The following is a 17714-nucleotide window of genomic DNA, read 5'->3' on the forward strand; positions in this document are numbered from 1 at the left end:
GGCTTGGGTCAAAGCGCGCCAACCCCGCCGCTCACCTGGGCTGTTCCATGCCCACTGCCAGCCTCAGCACCATGTCGGTGAAGACGGCGTCGGTGTCGATCGCGTCCATCACTCCCGTCATCTCCAGGAGCACGAACCCGTGAAGGGCCGACCAGAACTCCAGTGCCGCGAAGAAGCCGTCCTCCCCCTCGAGCCCGAAGGAGGCCAGCACCGCGATCACCGGCTCGGCCGCGGCTCGGGTCGCCGCGGTGTACTCGGGGTCGTCGCCGCCAAGCGGCATCCGGGTGAACGCCGAGTACCGGCCGGGATGGTGGTGGGCATAGCTGCGGTAGGCGCTGGCCATCGCGACCACGGCGTCGTCCCTGGTACGCCCGTCCCCCACGGTGTTGAGCATCCCGATGATGTCTTCGATGACGCGCATTCGGACAGTCCGGCGCAGGTCCTCGAGGCTGTCGACGTGGTTGTACAGCGACGGACCCTTGGTGCCGAGCTGCATGGCGAGGGCGTTGATGGTGAGCGCGTCCCAGCCTTCGCGGTCCAGGAACGTCAGCGCCGCGTTCACGATGGCGTCGCGGCTGAGCTTGGTGGTCCTGCCCGGCGGGCGCGTCCGGCCCGTGCCGGACGTCGACTCCGACCGAGCTGCCATGGGGTTGCGTCCTTCGGGTGGGTCTTCTCGACAAGGTGAACGTCGCGTGTCCTGCAATCCAGGACTGCTGACTGTAACCCCCGCCCGTGGCGAGTCAGTTCACTCTGTCCTGGCTGAGCTGGGCCAGTGTCCCCGTGATCGCGCAGAGATCGGGCAGCTTGCCGGGGTTGACGGTTTGTACCGACCAGGTGATGACGTCGCCGCCCTTGGCGACGTAGACGCTGCACGCGTTGCGATCGCTGGCTTGAAAGCCCTTGTTGCCGTTGACCTCGACCTCGGTGATGGTGCGGCCCGTGTCGCGTTCGAGTGACCGCTCGGTGTCGAGGTCGCTGCCCCGGTACCACCACGTCGAAAGGCCCATGCCGAGTTCGACGTCGCCGAGTGCGGTGTTCTCCTGCCAGAAGCAGCCTGCGTCGTTGACCACCACCCTGGTGAACAGGGTTCCGCCGACGGCGCTCGTCACGTCGGCGTCGGCGACGCCGTTGCATTCGGCGCTTCGGAAGGTCTGCCCGGAACCCGAAGGGGGCGCCGGCGTCGCAGCCGTCGGCGACCCGCAGGCCACGACCGAGCAACCCGTGGCGAGCAACAGCAGGATTCTGGTCACGAGTCGGCCGACAGGGTGGCCGTCAGCAACGTCTCGGCGTCCGCGCACGCATCGCCGGCGCTCTGCCGAAACTGGACCCACCACGTCAGCACTCCCGACCCGGCGGCCGCGGTGGCAGAACACGCGTTGGGGGTGTCGGGGCGCTGGGCCAGGAAGGCCGGGTGCCGCACCACCGTCTTCTCCGTCAGACGTGCGTCGCGACCGACGGCGACGTCGCGTTCGCGGTCGATGCTGCCCGTGTCGAACCAGGTGAAGACGACGTCGACGACGCCCGACTCGGTCGAGAGGACGTATTGACACACGGCCCCGCTGAAGGGCTTGACCATGCTGCTGGCGCTCAGCAGTTCCTTGATGGAATCGTCCTGCAGAAGCCCGCATCGATCGTCGACGTATCCGTAGCTGCGGTTCGGGTCCGGCACGGTGAGGCGGGCCCGTTCGGCGACGCCTCCGACGGTGTGCGTGCACGCGGAAACGGCCGTCATGGCGACGACCGCCATACCGCTCCGTGCCATCCGTCCACGCATAGTGAGCACACGCTACCCAGCGACAACGACCGAAGTGCTGCCGCGGGCGGCACTCGGCGACGTAGAGTCGGCGAAGGCCGATCGGGGCCGCGTCGCAAAGGGGACCACCGTGGGTTGGAGAGCGTCGAGCACGTCGCTGGGGTTGAGCGTGGCCGCCATTCTCGGGACGCTGGTGGCGGGAGCACCGGTCGCCCAGGCCAAGAACGGCGACACCCACGTCACGGGCCAGGGCGTGGTCCAGACGTTGGACTGCAACGACTCCACGCTCATCGTCGTGGGCACCGGCAACAACATCACCGCCGTCGGCACGTGCTGGGGCGTTTCGGTCCAGGGTTCGGCCAACGTCATCGTGGTGGACAACGTGATCAACGACATCACCGTCTACGGATTCGACCAGACGGTCCTCTATCACCAGGGCGAGCCGTTGGTGTGGGACCGCGGTCGCGAATTGGGCATGACCAACCGCATCGATCGGGTACCCGTCTAGGCATGCACGCACGGTCCTTCCGATTCGTCCCCGCTCTGGCCGCCTTGGCAATTGGTCTCGTCGGCTGCGGTTCGGACTCGGGCACCTCGCCGACGATGACGGCGGGTTCGTCAGGTGTGCAGGTCGAGATCGCCAACACCATCAACTATGGCTCGGTCGGCACGACCGCCGAGATCGACTGTGCCGACGGCAAGTCGCTGACGGTGGGCGGCTCGAACAACTCGCTCACGGTGAAGGGCACGTGCTCGAACGTCAACGTCGGCGGCGCCGACAACAGGTTGACCTTCGAGAAGATCGTCGACGGCCTCAGCGTCGTGGGCCTCAACAACACCGTCACCTACTCCGACGGCGACCCGAAGGTCAACGACACGGGTTCGGGGAATTCGATCAGGAAGGGCTAGCGAGCCCGTGCCGGCCGGCACCGTCGGCGAATTTCCTTGCTCCGGAGAGTGATTCGGCGGCCACCCGGGACATGCTGCCGAATTCGACGTCCATCGCGTCGGCCTCCGACATCCCCCACTGGTTGAGCGCGGAGAGCCGGTCGGCCCGCAGGCATTGTTGCGGAAGCGCGGCCAGCTCGGCCGCCAGCGTCTCGGCGGCCTCGCGCGCCCGACCGGGTGCCACGACGCGGTTGGCCAGCCCGATCGCGAGCGCCTCGTGTGCGTCGACGCTGCGGCCGGTGAGGATGAGGTCCATCGCCCGGCTGTGCCCGATGAGCCGCGGCAGCCGAACCGTGCCCCCGTCGATCAACGGGACGCCCCAGCGGCGGCAGTAGACGCCGAAGACGGCGCCCTCCTCGACCACCCGCAGGTCGCACCACAGCGCGAGTTCGAGACCGCCGGCGACCGCGAACCCACTGACCGCGGCGATGACGGGTTTGGACAATGTCATGCGTGACGGCCCCATCGGTCCGGGGCCGGTGCGGTGCACCGGGTTGGCGTCGGGTGTGCCAAATGCCTTGAGATCCGCTCCGGCACAGAACGTTCCGTTGTCACCCCACAGCACGGCGACGGCCGCGTCGTCGTCGGCGTCGAAGTCCTCGAACGCGGCGTGGAGGCCCGCGGCGGCAGGTCCGTTGACGGCGTTGCGGGCTTCGGGCCGATTCATGATCACCGTCGTGACCGGTCCGCTGCGTTCCGCTCGTACGCCGCCGGTGTAGTCGGTCACGTGGCCTCCATCAGTGTCGTGTCGTCGCGTCGCGCCACCAGTTCGGCGGCGAAGTCGTGGTATGCCTGCCGCAGCGCGTCGCCCGGCCAGTCGTCGGGCAGCAGTTCGACCGGCAGGACGGGGTCGGCCAGCAGATGTCGGACCGTGGCCGCGGCGGCCACGAATCTGGCAGGCACGTCCGAGGCGCCGGACAGGTCGTCGAGCAGGCGGCGCCCGGTGCCAACCCAGGTGGGCAGGTCCCACAGCGCGGCGACGAGACCTGCCGGGTCGTCGTCGCGGGCCTCCAGCACCCGCACCCGCCCTCGGAGTTCGTCGGTCAGCTGCAGGTCGAGGTTGGCCGGGCGCATCCACACGCCCTCACGCAGCTCGCCGAATCGCTTGGCCTGCAGTGTCGTTCGCAGTGTCGCCCGGGTTCTTGCGTCGGTGCCGACGCTGGTGATCACCAGGGTCGACCACGTGCCGTCCCACCCGCGAAGCTTCGGGTCGAGCGCGTCGTCCTGACGCCGTTGCCTGGCGAGCAATCTGTCCGAGAGCCGGTATCCGTCGGCGGAGCGCACCAGATCACCGGCGCCGACCATCCGGGTCAGGGCCACCCGCAGCGTCGGCTCCCTGATTCCGAAATCGGCGGTGAGCCTGATCAATTCGGCCGCCGTCGCCCACGCGGGATGGGCACCGAGCAGCACGCTCAGCACGACGGACCTCGCCGTCAGCCGCGTGAGCACGGCTAGAAGCCCGAGGTCTTGCGGCCGGAGTCCCCGAACGGCTCGTCGCGCGACTTCACGGCGTCGCGGAAGCCACGGGCGGTCGCCTCGGCGACGAAGGCGTGCCCTTCCGGTGTGTGCCGCGCGACGCCGTCGAACACCGTGCTGACCATGCTGCTGGTGGCGACGCCCTGGTTGAACAGCGCGGTGTTCAACGCCAGCTTGGCCATGATCAGCTGGTTGACGGGCATGGCCGCAATGCGTCCGACGAGGTTTTCGGTGCGCTCGTCGAGGTCCTCGGGTTCGGGCGCCTCGACGGCGAGTCCCCATTCCGCGGCTTGGGCGCCGGTGAGGCAATCACCGGTGAAGAGAAGGCGTTTCGCGCGTTGGTCGCCGAGGCGGTGCGCCCAGAGCCCGGCCGCGGGCACCCCCCAGACGCGCATCGGCGGGTAGCCGATCTTCGCGTCGGCGGCGGCGATCACCTGGTCGGCGTGCAGCGCGATGTCGGTGCCGCCGGCCACGCAGTAGCCGTGGATCTTGACCACGGTCGGCTTGTCGGCGTGCATCAGGCTGGCGAAGCCGCGGACGAACCGGCTCATCATCTGGTAGTCGACCATCGGGTCCCACGGTTGATCGGGCAGATGGTTCACCGCTTGGGTCTTGCCGTCGAGCACCGTGCCCTTGTAACCGCCGGTGCCTCCTGCCGACGACGTGCGGTCGGCGTAGGCGGACAGGTCGAAGCCGGAGCAGAAGCCCGCACCGCGACCGGAGATCAGCATGACGTGGACGTTGGGGTCGAGGTCGGCCCGCTCGACCAAAGCCGACAGTTCCAGTGGGGTGTCGGCGACGATTGCGTTGCCCTTGTCGGGGCGGTTGAACGTGATTCGGGCGACGCGGTCGGTGACCTCGTAGGTCATGGTCTTGAGGTTGTCGAAGTCGACGGGCCGGATGGCGTGTGTCATCCGGTGGCCCCGTTCCCCCGCGAGCGTGCGTGTCTGCGGGCGACACGCCGGTCAGAAACGGGAGTCCGCGCACGCTCGGCAGAGGGGGTCATCCCTTGACCATTGCACGCTCGATGATCGGCGCCAGGTCGAGGCCCGTCGGCAGCGTGCCAAACGCCCCGCCCCACTGGCCGCCGAGCCGGCTGGCCAGGAACGCCTCCGCCACCGCGGGGTGGCCGTACCGCGCCAGCAACGAGCCTTGCAGGGCGAGCGAGATGTCCTCGGCGATCTTGCGGCCGCGGTACTGGATGGTCTCCAGATCGCCGAGTTCGGCGCGCAACGACGTCACGTGGGCGTCCAGCCGCGGGTCGTGACCCGCCGTGCGACCGAGCTCGTCGAACAGCACCTCGACGCACGCGGGCCGGGTTGCCATGGCGCGCAACGTGTCCAGGGCGCTGACATTTCCGGAGCCCTCCCAGATGCCCATCAGCGGCGCCTCTCGGTACAGCCGGGGCATGCCCGACTCCTCGACGTAGCCGTTGCCACCGAGGCACTCCATGGCCTCCGCCGCGTGCGGGGTGGCGCGCTTGCAGACCCAGTACTTGCCTGCGGCGAGACCGATTCGGCGCAGCAGGGTTTCGCGTTCGTCCCCGCGGGTGGCCGCGTCGGTGGCGCCGGCCATCCGCATCGCCAGCATGGTGGCGGCTTCGGCCTCGACGGCGAGGTCGGCGAGCACGTTGCGCATCAGCGGTTGGTCGATCAGGTACTCCCCGAACGCCTTTCGGTGCTGGGCGTGGTGGATGGCCCGGGTCAGCCCGGTGCGCATGCTGGTCGCGCTGCCGAGCGTGCAGTCCAGCCGGGTGAGGTTGACCATCTCGATGATGGTCGGCACCCCGCGGCCCTCTTCGCCGACGAGCCAGGCCGTGGCGCCGTCGTACTCGACCTCGCTCGAGGCGTTGGCGTGGTTGCCGAGCTTGTCCTTGAGCCGCTGAAGGAACATCCGGTTGCGCGTCCCGTCGGGCAGCACCCTCGGCAGGAAGAAGCAGCTCACACCGTTCGGCGCCTGCGCCAGCACCAGGAACACATCCGACATCGGGGCGGAGGTGAACCACTTGTGACCGGTCAGGCCGTAAGTGCCGTCGCCGTTCGGCGTCGCCTGCGTGGTCCCGGCGCGGACGTCGGAGCCGCCCTGCTTCTCGGTCATCGACATGCCGGCGGTGAGGCCGGCCTTCGAGGTGGGCACCGCCAACTCGGGGTCGTACACCCGGCTGGTCAGCAGGGGCTCGTATATCGCGGACAGTTCGGGGTTGTGCCGCAGCGCGGGCACGACGGCGTAGGTCATCGAGATCGGGCAGACGTGGCCCGCCTCCGGTGTCCAGACCGACGTCTTGGCGGCGCGGACGACGTGCGCGCCCGGCCGGCCGTCGGCCCATGGGGCCGCATGCAAGCCGTGGCCGACGGCGACCCTCATCAGTTCGTGATAGGCGGGGTCGTACTCGACCTCGTCGACGCGATGCCCGTAGCGGTCATGGGTTCGCAGTGTCGGCTGATGACGATCGGCAAGCTCACCCCACCGCTGCGCCTGCGGGCCTCCCGCGAGCGCGCCAAGCTCGAAGACCTCGTCGGCACCCCACTGGCCGCCCTCGCGCATCAGCGCCTCGGCGAGCACGGGTGAGGTCGCGGGGTTGTAACCCTCCAGCGTGGGGGCCTGATTGGTGACGACGTGCGTGTCCGACATGCGTTTCACTGTTACATTTCCTCGACGGTTGCACAAGGTTCGTAATGGGGCGGCGTCCACGCAATACTGATCCGATGACGCCGAACACCGTCGTGCACGCCGCGACGCTCGAACTCGTTCACGAGCCGGTCCCCGCCGAACAGTCGGTGCGCGGCGGGCCGACGACGGGCGCGAAGGCGGTCGACGAGTTCGGTGGCCTCGAGGTCGGGGTGTGGGAGATGACGCCGGGCGTGATGAACGACGTCGAGACCGACGAGGTGTTCGTCGTGCTTTCCGGCGCAGCCACCGTCGAGTTCGCCACCGGCGCGGAGACCATGCACCTCGGACCCGGCGACGTGGTGCGGTTCGCCGCCGGCGCCGAGACGGTGTGGACGGTCACCGAGACCCTGCGGAAGGTCTACCTCGCCGCCGGCTGAGACGCGGGACCGCCGTCGCGCTCATAGCGGTGCAGGGCCGTCAAGACGACCGCCGCGAGCGCCCACCCGAGGAGGACGTCGACGACGTAGTGCTCGGCGGTGTAGACCAGCGTGAACGCCATGATCAACGGATACGCCACCAGCAGGGGGCGCCACGCCGGGCGCACCCGCGTCCAGATGAAGGCCGACACCGCAGCCGACATCCCGGCGTGCAGCGACGGGATCGCCGCAACCAGGTTGACGCTGGCCTGCCCCTGATCGATCAGCGCGCTCGCCGTGTGCAGGTTCAGGTTGTCCCAGCCCCGGCCGACGATTCGCTGCACCCAGGGGTTGGCGCCGTCGTGGCGGGGCGTCACGGCCCCGAGTAGTCCGCCGTCGGGGACGCCACGGCCGGAGCCGAACATGCACTGCGGGTTCGACGGCCCGGCGGCGACGTCGGCGGGCGTACACCTGGCAGCCGCCCACGGCGGCGCAGCGGGAAGCAGCGCATAGATGACCAGCCCGGCGAGATTCAGTCCGACGAACAATCGGACGAATGCCTTCCATTCGTCACGATTGCGGAGCCAGAGCACCGCCGCCACGACGTACGGGAGGATGAAGAACGACATGTAGACGGTGCTGAGCGCCACCTCCCACCAGGGAGGCTGCAGTTGCTTCAACTGCTCCTGCAGCCACACCGTCGGCATGGTTCCGAAGAACATCAGGCGATCCATGTCCGCCTGCCAGTGCCACATCGTCGGTCGGCCGATCAACGTCGCCGCTCCCCTGCTGAGGTCGTAGGCGATCAGGAGGAGCGCAAACGGCAGCCAGTCGCGGATGACGTAGAGGACGCGGCGGCCCTGGCCGATGCTGGCGGTTGCGAGGCCGGTACAGATGTAGACGAGCAACAGCTCTCGGTTGAACGCGAAGCCACGGGTCACGGTCAGATAGCCCACGGCGCAGGCCCAGACGGCCACCCCAAGCCGACGCGCGATGCGGAGTCGTCGCTCGCGGGCGCCGGCCGCTGGCTTGGCATGGCCCAAAACCTCTGGGGATGACTGGTCGACTACGGACACGGGAGCCTTTCGCGATCGGAAAGTGCGGTGTTCCCGTGGTGACGCTAGTCAACCCTCCGTACATTCGCCGTTCATGTGAACGTCAGACGTCGTCGCGAAGGAACGCGATGCCGTCCTTGCGCCCGACACGTCGCCGGCGCCGAGACGGTGTGGGCGGTCACCACCCGCGCCACGGCGCCGCAAATCCGGCGACTGCACCGCCCGTCCCATCCACCTCAAATTTCACATTGATGTGGACAGTTTTATCGGCTGTGCACTCACGATTTTCGCGGCAAACAAGATCAGTCACGTTCAGTTACCGCGCATAGCCGCCACTAACTGCACATTCGGTGCGTTGAATCTCATTTAGCAAAATTCTAGATCTCCACCAGCAACGATCCTGGCGCGGTACACTTTCGCTCGAGTAAATAAATCCGGGGGAAGATCGCCACCGCAGGAGCCCTCCGGACAACGGGGGTAGTCATGCAGTACAGCAAGTTCGTAGGACGAGTAGGGGCCCTGGCCGTCGCGCTGGGCGTGGGTACGGCAATAGCCACTCCGGCGGGAGTCGCATGGGCCAGCCCCGATCTCTCCGGTGATACGACTGCGTCCACCAACCAGGCCACCGGTACGGCGCCCGACGACACCGCCGGCGCAGCGGCAGCGCCAAAGACCGCCACCTCCGCCGCACCTGCGGCGAACATCGGCCCGAAAGCGCCTGCTGCGCCGACCATCGGCCACGGTGAGGGGCCGGGTTCCGCCACGGCGGTGGAAGTCGCGCCGGGCGTCACGGTGTCCCATTCCGGGGGCGCTCTGACCTCGACGCAGGGCTCCGCGTCCGCGGGGCAGGGTGCCGAGGCCGGCGAGGCCGACCTCGAGGAGGTCACGCGGCCAAGCGGGGCGACCACACCGTCCGCCGCCGCGCCGTCGACTGGTTCGAGGGGCATCTCGACACCGGCACCGACCAGCAAGCCGTCGTCATCCCTGGCGGCAACGACGACGTCGGGTCGGTCGCGGAGCGCGGCGCCCGCCGCGACACTGCCGTCAGCGCCCCAGCCGAGCGCTCCCGCTGCATCCAGCACGATCGCGCCCGTGGCGCTGACCGCGGCCCACACGCCGTCTCCGGTCGCCGCCGCCGCTCCCGTGCAGAACGTCATCTCGACCGTGCTGAGCAACGTCGTGGGCACAGCCCTCAATGCGTGGCTGACCACGCTGCAAAGGGGATGGGCCGAGTCGCCGCTGGCGTGGATGTTCCTCGCGGCCGCCCGCCGCGAGGTCGGCACCGCAGCACTGACCGAACCCGCACCGGCCACCATGCGGCTCGCCGCCACGCAGGTCGTCGGCGCGGTTGTCGTGAACAAGCCCCCGACGGCGCAGGCAACGTTCTCGACGCCGAACCCGATCACCGGTGTCGTGACGGGGACGGTGGTCGCGACGGACCCGGAGGGTAAGAAGCCCACGATCGTGCTGACCGCCAAACCGACTCTCGGCACACTGGTCTTCAACGCCACCACCGCGACGTTCACCTACACCCCCACGACGGCGCAGCGGTTCCTTGCGGGCACCACTCCGCAGGTCGACACCATCTCGATGACGGTCACCGTGTCCGACGGCGTGAACAAGGCCCCGACGCAGATGGCGATTCCCATCAGCGAGGTGCCACTGGGCGTCCGCACCGACGTCGCGGGCGGAGCCGGAGCAGGCGCCGTCGCCGCCACGAACACCCGTGCCTACGTGACCAACCGGGACGCGGGCACGATCACGGTGATCGACACTGTCTCCTCGAAGGTAGTGGGCACGTGGACCATTGGCGGCGCGCCCGACGGCGTCGCCGTGAAACAGGACGGCACGCGCCTCTACGTGTCCAGCTCCACCGGAAACACCCTGAAGGTGCTCGACACGGCGACCGGAACGGTCAAGGCGACCATCGCCGTTGCCAAGCCCACCGCGATCACCCTGAGCCCCACCGGCGCATCCGTGTACGTCACCAGTTACAGCACCGCCAAGGTGCTGCGCATCGCCACCTCGACCAACACGATCGCCACCACCACCACGATGCCGACCGGCTACCGTCCGACCGCCATTGCGGCCAGTCCGGACAACGCCCGGCTCTACGTCACCACGGACACGCCTACCGGCGGCACGGCGGTACTCACCTTCGCGCCCACCGCGACGACCGCCAGCGTCGTGACGCGATTGGCAAGCAAGGCAACCGCTTTGACGGTGAGCCCCAACAATGCGCGGTTGTACGTCGGCACCGAGGATGGCACGGTGTCGGTGATCAGCACGGGCACCCGCGCCGTGCTCGGCGTCTTCTCGACCGGCGGCCTACCGACTGCCTCGGTCGCCGTCAGCGCCGACGGCACGACGCTGCTGGTAACCGATGCCGCGGGGCGCGTCGGCGCATTCGACGCCTCGACCGGTGCGACCCTGAATGCCATCGCCACCCGCCCGTCCACCGACGTGTCCCAACGCGGGGGCGCGACCCTGAGCACCGACCGCACGGAGCTCTACGTGAGCGACCCCGTAGCCGGCGTTGTGCACGTCATCTCGCTGCGGTCGCCGAATGGGATTCCGGTGGCAACCCCGACGAGGGGCACCCCCAACGCGATCACCGGCGCCATCGCGGGAACCGTCGGCGCGAGCGACCCCAACGGAGATCCGTTGACGTACGCCGTCTCCGCGCTGCCGACGAAGGGAACGGTGGTCGTCAACACGAACGGCACCTTCACCTACACGCCGACCGCGGCCGCCAGGCACGCGGCCTCCACGGTCGGGGCGCCGGCGAGCGTCACCACCGATGCGTTCACGGTGACCGTGTCCGACGGCATGCGCGGCGTGCTCACCACCACGATCGCCGTGGTCGTCAGCCCCACCAACGTGGCGCCGACGGTGACCACCACGGTGGGCGTGCCGAACGGCACGACGGGAGTCGTCACGGGCATCGTCAAGGGCACCGACGGTGACAACGACGTCCTCAGCTACGCGGTAACCTCCGCACCCACCAGGGGTTCCGTAACACTCACGGCCGCAGGCGCTTTCACCTACACTCCGACCGCCGTCGCACGCCACGCCGCGCAGCGCATCGGCGCCACGACAACCGAGAAGCAGGACACCTTCACCGTCGCAGTCAGCGACGGACACGGCGGTGTCGGCATCAAGACGGTCACCGTGAGCGTCAGCCCCGTCAACGCCACGCCCACCGGCGGCACGGCCACGGTGACGCAGACCAATTCGACGACCGGAACGGTAACCGGCGTCCTGACGGCGGTCGACCTCGACGGTGACACGTTGACCTTCACGTCGGCGACGCCGCAGAAGGGCACGCTGTCCGTCGGCGCCAACGGCAGCTTTACCTACACCCCGACGACAGCGGCGCGGGACGCGGCGTCCGCGACGAACGCCACCGCCGCTGCGAAGAGCGAGGCAATCGCAATCACCGTGGCCGACGGATACGGCGGCACGTCAACCTTCACCCTGACCGCACCCATCACGCCGTATCCCGCGGGTAACCGCCCCCCGGTGACCGGCGTGGCGACCGTGTCGAGTTCGTCGTCCGCGATCGGAACCGTGACGGGCACGGTCACTGCGACCGACCCCGACGGCGATGCGCTGACCTTCACGATCACCACGGGACCGACGAAGGGGGCCGTCAAGCTCGACGCCGCCACGGGCACGTACACCTACACACCCACGGTCGACGCCCGCTACACCGCCCTGGTGACGCCCGGCGTCGACACCGACGTGTTCACCGTGACGGTCAGGGACGCGGTGGGGGCGTCGACGACCACCACGGTGTCGCTGACGATCGTGCCGCCCGCGGCGAACGCCGTCGACCAGCGCGCGACCAGCGTCGCCATCCACGTGCCGGAGCTGCTGTTCTATTCGCAGGCCGAAATCGACACGGCGCTCGATGCGCTGCAGTCCGTCGGCATCACCGACATCCGCGTCCTGGTGCCCTGGGCGGCCGTCGAGCCCGTACCGGGGTGGGGTGACTGGAGCGCAGTTGACCGTGTGATCAACAGCGCGGCCGCGCGGAACATCAAGGTGCTCGCGGTGCTGAACTCGACGCCGACCTGGGCGGCCGTGGAGAACACGTGGCCGTTGGCCGGAATGCCCAAGGACAACGCCCAATTCGCCGCCTTCGCCGGCCTCGCCGCGGCGCGCTACAAGGGCAAGGTGACGGCGTGGGAGGTGTGGAACGAGCCGAACGGCGTCAACTTCTGGCAGCCCGGACCCAACGCCGCCCAATACACCGCACTACTAAAGGCGGCCTACCCGGCCATCAAGGCCGCAGACCCCAACGCCGTCGTGGTCGCGGCGTCGGTCGGCTCCGTGATCGACTGGGGCGACATCACGGTGAACCCCGTGCGGTTCGTCTCGGAGATGTACGCAGCCGGAGCAGCCGGCTACTTCGACGCACTGTCGTTCCACCCGTACCAGTACACGACCCCGTTCACCCAGGGCGGTTACCTCTACGAGTCGCCCCTCAACCAGGCCAACCGGATCTACGCCCTGATGGTCGCCAACGGGGACGGCAACAAGAAGATCTGGGCGACGGAGTACGGGGAGCCGTCCTCTGTAGTCGACGACGTCAACCAGGCCGCGTATCTGGGTGACTTCCTGCGTGGCTGGCGCACCCTGTCCTTCGCCGGTCCGACGTTCATCCACAATCTGGTCGACAAGGCCGACGGCGACCCGGTCGAGGGGTCGTTCGGTCTCTTTCACCCGGACTGGACGCCAAAGCCGGCCGCCTCGACCGTGGTGACAGTGATCGCCGAGAACGACGCCATCGAGGCCGCCAAGAACGCAAGGGTGCTGTAAACCCTCAGCGGGTCGTCAGACGTCGCCCGGTGGCCAAACTTTCATCGGCACGCCCAGGGCGCGAAGCCGTTTGACGTGAGTCCCCTTGCGACGGCGCGTCTGCCGCGTTAGCCGGCACGGCCCTCGTAATTTACGGTGATCTTGATAAAGCCGTCTAGCTAATTTCAGTGGATACCTGCAGGAAAGTCTTTACAAGCCTGCTGAACTGGCATAAGTATGTTCTCAGGTATTCTTAGCAAACATTGTACCTACGTATGCAGCAACGGTCACAACGCGGTAAACTAACGACGACGTCAAACCTTTTCAATTCATAAAGCTGACCTACGGCCCGTAATGGTCGCAGGCCGATGATTGCTGACATTTGGGGTCTCGTAGCATGAAGAACAGTAGTTACGTCGGGCGAATCGGCGCCTTGGCAGTTGCCCTGGGGATTGGGTCGGCCATCGCTGCCCCGGCGGGCATTGCGTGGGCCGACTCGGAAACGGCGAGCGACAGCCCCGACAAATCGACGCCCGCAAGCAGCAACGGCACGCCCGACACCACCGGGCCGTCGGGGGTCGAGACCTCCCCGAACCCGACCAACAATCCCCCGGCGACGTCACCGCCCGTAAGCCCGTCTGGCCCCACCACCCCTTCGGGCAGCGGAACCGGGACCTCGAACACCGTCGACGTCGCGCCGGGAGTGACGGTGTCCTCCTCTGGCGGCGCGCACACCTCCACATACGGAAACAAGTCCGCAGACGACGCGAAGTCGAAATCGGGCACCAAGACCCGAACCAAACCGGCCACGTCCACATCGGCGCAGACCACCCGCCTCACCAAGACGGTCGACGACGTGGCGACGTCGATGCAGACGGAGACGCAAACCGCCAAGACCCCGGTCGCCACCGCCGCACCGGCCATGCAAGTCACGACGGCACCCGCGGTGGCAGCACCGCCGGTCATGGTGAGTCCGGTCCAAGCGGTCATCACGTCGGCCCTCCACAATGCCGTCGGGGTCGCGCTGTCGTCGTTCTTGAAGGCCCTGGAGCGCGGTGTCGCCGAGTCACCGCTGTCATGGATGCTCCTCGCCGCCGCTCGCCGCGAAGTGGGTGTGACCACGACCGCGGCCACCGAGGCAAAGACGGCGCAAACCGCCATCACCCTGGCGGCGACCGCAGTCAACGCGCCCCCCACCGGCCAAGCGGTGTTCGGCACCCCCAATCCGACCACCGGCGCGATCACGGGCCAGCTCGTCGGCACGGACGACCAGGGCAAGAAGGTCACCTTCGCGGTGACGGGCAAGCCCACCACCGGAACCCTGGTGTACAACACAAAAACCGCGTCCTTCACCTACACCCCGACGACGGCTCAGCGGGTACTTGCCGCCCTGACGACGACGGTCGACACCATCGCCATGACGGTCACCGCCTCCGACGGCGTCAACAAGGTGGCCCTCCAGATCGACATCCCCATCGGAGCCGTTCCGCTGGCCGTGCGCACCGACGTGCCGGCGGGAGGGGGAGGCGCCGCCGCCGCCACGAATACGCGCGCGTACGTCACGAACCGCGGCGCAGGCACCGTCACGGTGTTCGACACCGTGACCGGCACCGTGGTGGGCACCTTCGCCGCAGGCGCAGAACCCGACGGCGTCGCGGTCAAGCCAGACGGCACCAGGCTCTACGTGTCGAGCTCGACCAAGAACACCGTCACCGTCATCGACACCGCCACCGGTCTGGTGAAGGCGTCCATCGCCGTGAACGCGCCCACCGCCATAACGGTCAGCCCGAGCGGGGGCTCGGTCTTCGTCACCAACGACGCCAACGGCACCGTGACGCGTATCAGCACCTCTACCAACAAGATTGCCACCGTCACGAAGCTGCCCGTCGGCTCACGCCCGACCGAGGTGGTCGTCAGCCCCGACTCGAAGTACGTCTACGTCACCGCCACGAGTGCCACCGGCACCTCCACGGTGCTGATGTTCGCCCCCACCTCGACGACCGCGACCAAGATCGCCGAATTGTCCGGCCCCGCAACGGGTGTGGTGGTCAGTGCGGACAACGCCAAGATCTTCGTGAGCCAATCCGACGGCATTGTCACCGTGATCGACGCGAAGACGCGAGCCGTCGTGAAGTCCATTCAAACCGGTGGCGTCGCCACGGGGCTGGCGGTCACCAGGGACGGAAGCACCGTTCTGGTGACCGACGACGCCGGTCGCGTAAGGGCATTCGGCGTAGTAAGCGGACAACTGCTCAGCGAAGTGAGCACCCGCCCGTCGACCACTCCCCTGTCCCAAGCACCGGCGACGATCATCAGCCCGGACGGCACCGAGCTGTACGTGACGGATTACGACGCGGGCACGGTTCACGTTGTCTCGCTGACACCGCCAAACGCACGGCCGACGGCGGGAACCCCGACCACGGGAACGCCGAGTTCGTCGACGGGAGCGACCACCGGAACCATCGGGGTGACCGACCCCGACGGAGACCCGTTGAGCTACGTCGTGTCCGGGGCGCCGGGCAAGGGCAAGGTCGTCGTCAACGCGAACGGCACCTTCACTTACACGCCGACCGCAGCGGCCAGGCATGCCGCCTCGACACTGGGCGCACCATCCGCCGTCACCACCGACTCCTTCACCGTGACGGTGTACGACGGCAGACGAGGCTTCGTCACCACGACGATCACCGTCGCGATCAGCCCGACCAACAAGGTGCCAACCGTCAAGAAGACCGTCGGCAGTCCGAATGCCGCAGGCGTCGTCACGGGCAGCGTCAAGGGAACCGATCCCGACAAGGACGCCGTCACCTACTCACAGGCGAGTGGTCCCACCAAGGGCGTCGTGACGATAACGGGGACAGGCGCTTTCACCTACACGCCGACGGCCGAAGCACGCCACGCCGCGATGAAGATCGGTGCCACTGCCGCAGACAAGAAGGACACGTTCACCGTCGCGGTGGCCGACGGGCACGGCGGCGTCGTCAACGTCGTGGTGAGCGTGACGATCAAGCCTGCGAACGTCGCCCCCACCGGCGGCGGCAGCACCGGGGTTCAGATTGATCCGCGCACCGGGGTCGTCACCGGGACGATCCCGACCGTCGACGCCGACGGGGATTCGCTGACGTACAAGGTCACCGGCCCCAAGAAGGGGACCATCGTCGTCCGGCCCGACGGCACGTTCACTTACACGCCGACGACGGCGGCACGCGATGCCGCCTCCGCCGCCAACGCGTCCGCGGCGACGAAGTCGGAGGCCATCGCCATCACTGTGACCGACGGATACGGCGGCACCGCGAAGCTGACTCTCACCGTCCCGATCGAGCCGTATCCCCCTGGCAACCGGCCGCCGTCAACCGGTCACGTGGTCGTCACGAGCACGTCCTCGGCGCTCGGCACCGTCACTGGCACGGTGACGTCCGTCGATCCCGAAGGCGACCCGGTCAAGTACACGGTGACCGGCGGACCGACCAAGGGCGTGGTGAAGATCGACCCCCTCACGGGCGCCTTCACCTACACCCCGAGCGTGGACTCCCGCTACACCGCGCTGGTCACCCCCGGCGAGGACGTGGACAAGTTCACCGTCACCGTCAGCGACGGCTTGGGTGGCCTGACGACGACCACGGTGTCCGTCACCGTCGTACCGCCGTCTGCGATTGCAGTGGATCAGCGGCCGACGGGCATTGCCGTCCACGCTCCCGACATGCTGTTCTACACCCAAGCCCAGATCAACGACGCGTTCGACGCGTTGAAGGCCAACGGGATCGACACTGTCAGGGTTCTCATCCCGTGGGCTGCGATCGAAACGTTCCCGGGCGTCTACAGCTGGACCGCCATGGACCGCGTGGTGAACTCTGCGGCGCTGCGCGGCATCAAGGTGCTCGGCGTGCTCAACTCGACGCCGTTGTGGGCGGCCGCGCCGAACACGCTTCCGCTCGCCGGAATGCCCAAGGACAACGCGCAATTCGCGAAGTTCGCGAAGGCCGTCGCCACTCGGTACAAGGGCAAGGTCGGCAGCTACGAGGTGTGGAACGAGCCCAACGGAATTCAGTTCTGGCAGCCGTCGCCCAACGCGGCGCAATACACCGAGCTGCTCAAGGCTGCCTACACGGCGATCAAGTCCGCCGACCCGAACGCGATGGTCGTCGCAGGGGCCGTCGGCGCGGTGGTCGACTTCGGCAACATCGCGGTCAACCCGGTGCGGTTCATCTCCGAGATGTACGCCGCCGGCGCGGCGGGCTACTTCGACGCTCTCTCGTTTCACCCGTACCTCTACAACCAGGCGTTCTCCCAGCAGGGGGCGTACCCCGAGTCGCCACTCAACCAGGCGAAGCGTATCTACGCCTTGATGGTGGCCAACGGCGACGGTGACAAGAAGATCTGGGCGACGGAGTACGGGCAGCCGTCGTCGCTGGTGTCCCAGGCAAGCCAGGCGCTGTTCTTGGGCGACTTCCTGAGGACGTGGCGCACCCTGCCGTTCGCGGGGCCCACGTTCATTCACCAGCTGGTCGACACCAACGACGCCAGCGCGACCGAAGCGTCGTTCGGCCTGTTCGACGTCAACTGGATCCCGAAGCTTGCGCTCTTCACCGTCAAACTGGTCCTCGCAGAGAACAAGTTGATCGAGGCTGCGAAGAACGCAACGGGGCTGTAGGCGTT

At 68.0% G+C, this 17714-nt stretch carries 13 protein-coding genes; 5 read left to right on the plus strand and 8 right to left on the minus strand.

The genetic code is table 11. The annotated features are described in order from the left end of the window. Nucleotides 1-31 precede the first annotated feature (31 nt). The 3 genes from ASD37_RS23710 to ASD37_RS31665 form a co-directional block, all read right to left on the minus strand. Nucleotides 32-646, minus strand: coding sequence for a TetR/AcrR family transcriptional regulator (locus ASD37_RS23710; protein ID WP_056557338.1), 615 nt, complete (start codon nucleotides 644-646; stop codon nucleotides 32-34). 94 nt (nucleotides 647-740) lie between these two features. Beyond that, complete coding sequence (locus tag ASD37_RS31660) at nucleotides 741-1250, minus strand: DUF3558 domain-containing protein (RefSeq protein ID WP_370073079.1); 510 nt, start codon at nucleotides 1248-1250, stop codon at nucleotides 741-743. Beyond that, a complete protein-coding gene (locus ASD37_RS31665) occupies nucleotides 1247-1732 on the minus strand; it encodes a DUF3558 domain-containing protein (RefSeq protein WP_235568513.1) in 486 nt (161 codons plus the stop codon). Before ASD37_RS31665 ends, ASD37_RS31660 begins: the two co-directional genes overlap by 4 nt. A gap of 151 nt (nucleotides 1733-1883) precedes the next feature. On the opposite strand from ASD37_RS31665, the gene ASD37_RS23725 reads away from it, so the two are divergent. Together ASD37_RS23725 and ASD37_RS23730 are read left to right on the plus strand one after the other, a co-directional pair. Beyond that, complete coding sequence (locus ASD37_RS23725; RefSeq protein ID WP_056557595.1) at nucleotides 1884-2261, plus strand: DUF3060 domain-containing protein; 378 nt, start codon at nucleotides 1884-1886, stop codon at nucleotides 2259-2261. A 2-nt stretch (nucleotides 2262-2263) separates the two neighbouring features. Further along, nucleotides 2264-2662 carry a DUF3060 domain-containing protein gene (locus tag ASD37_RS23730; RefSeq protein ID WP_056557343.1) on the plus strand — a complete coding sequence of 133 codons (399 nt, stop codon included), beginning with the start codon at nucleotides 2264-2266 and terminating at the stop codon, nucleotides 2660-2662. Here ASD37_RS23730 and ASD37_RS23735 read toward each other — a convergent pair. From ASD37_RS23735 to ASD37_RS23750, 4 genes are all read right to left on the minus strand, one after another. Then, entirely contained in the window at nucleotides 2649-3428 is a 780-nt protein-coding gene (locus tag ASD37_RS23735) for a crotonase/enoyl-CoA hydratase family protein (RefSeq protein WP_082570357.1), read from the minus strand. The two genes, ASD37_RS23730 and ASD37_RS23735, sit on opposite strands and share 14 nt — an antisense overlap. Then, nucleotides 3425-4138, minus strand: a complete 714-nt coding sequence (locus ASD37_RS23740) for a PaaX family transcriptional regulator C-terminal domain-containing protein (protein WP_082570381.1) — start codon at nucleotides 4136-4138, stop codon at nucleotides 3425-3427. Before ASD37_RS23740 ends, ASD37_RS23735 begins: the two co-directional genes overlap by 4 nt. A gap of 14 nt (nucleotides 4139-4152) precedes the next feature. After that, on the minus strand, nucleotides 4153-5091 hold the full coding sequence (locus ASD37_RS23745; protein WP_056557347.1) for a crotonase/enoyl-CoA hydratase family protein: 939 nt from the start codon (nucleotides 5089-5091) through the stop codon (nucleotides 4153-4155). Nucleotides 5092-5179: 88 nt separating this feature from the next. Beyond that, complete coding sequence (locus tag ASD37_RS23750; protein ID WP_056557599.1) at nucleotides 5180-6808, minus strand: acyl-CoA dehydrogenase family protein; 1629 nt, start codon at nucleotides 6806-6808, stop codon at nucleotides 5180-5182. A gap of 74 nt (nucleotides 6809-6882) precedes the next feature. Here ASD37_RS23750 and ASD37_RS31670 point away from each other — a divergent pair, with 74 nt between their 5' ends. After that, complete coding sequence (locus ASD37_RS31670) at nucleotides 6883-7224, plus strand: cupin domain-containing protein (RefSeq protein WP_156721045.1); 342 nt, start codon at nucleotides 6883-6885, stop codon at nucleotides 7222-7224. Here the strand turns inward: ASD37_RS31670 and ASD37_RS23755 are convergent. Next, nucleotides 7206-8279 carry a phosphatase PAP2 family protein gene (locus tag ASD37_RS23755; RefSeq protein WP_156721046.1) on the minus strand — a complete coding sequence of 358 codons (1074 nt, stop codon included), beginning with the start codon at nucleotides 8277-8279 and terminating at the stop codon, nucleotides 7206-7208. The genes ASD37_RS31670 and ASD37_RS23755 overlap by 19 nt on opposite strands. 462 nt (nucleotides 8280-8741) lie before the next feature. On the opposite strand from ASD37_RS23755, the gene ASD37_RS23765 reads away from it, so the two are divergent. Then, nucleotides 8742-13082, plus strand: coding sequence for an Ig-like domain-containing protein (locus ASD37_RS23765; RefSeq protein WP_156721047.1), 4341 nt, complete (start codon nucleotides 8742-8744; stop codon nucleotides 13080-13082). Between the two features lie 376 nt (nucleotides 13083-13458). Beyond that, nucleotides 13459-17709, plus strand: coding sequence for an Ig-like domain-containing protein (locus ASD37_RS23775; RefSeq protein WP_082570358.1), 4251 nt, complete (start codon nucleotides 13459-13461; stop codon nucleotides 17707-17709). The last annotated feature ends 5 nt before the right edge of the window (nucleotides 17710-17714 follow it).

Source organism: Mycobacterium sp. Root135 (assembly GCF_001426545.1).
GTDB lineage: Bacteria > Actinomycetota > Actinomycetes > Mycobacteriales > Mycobacteriaceae > Mycobacterium.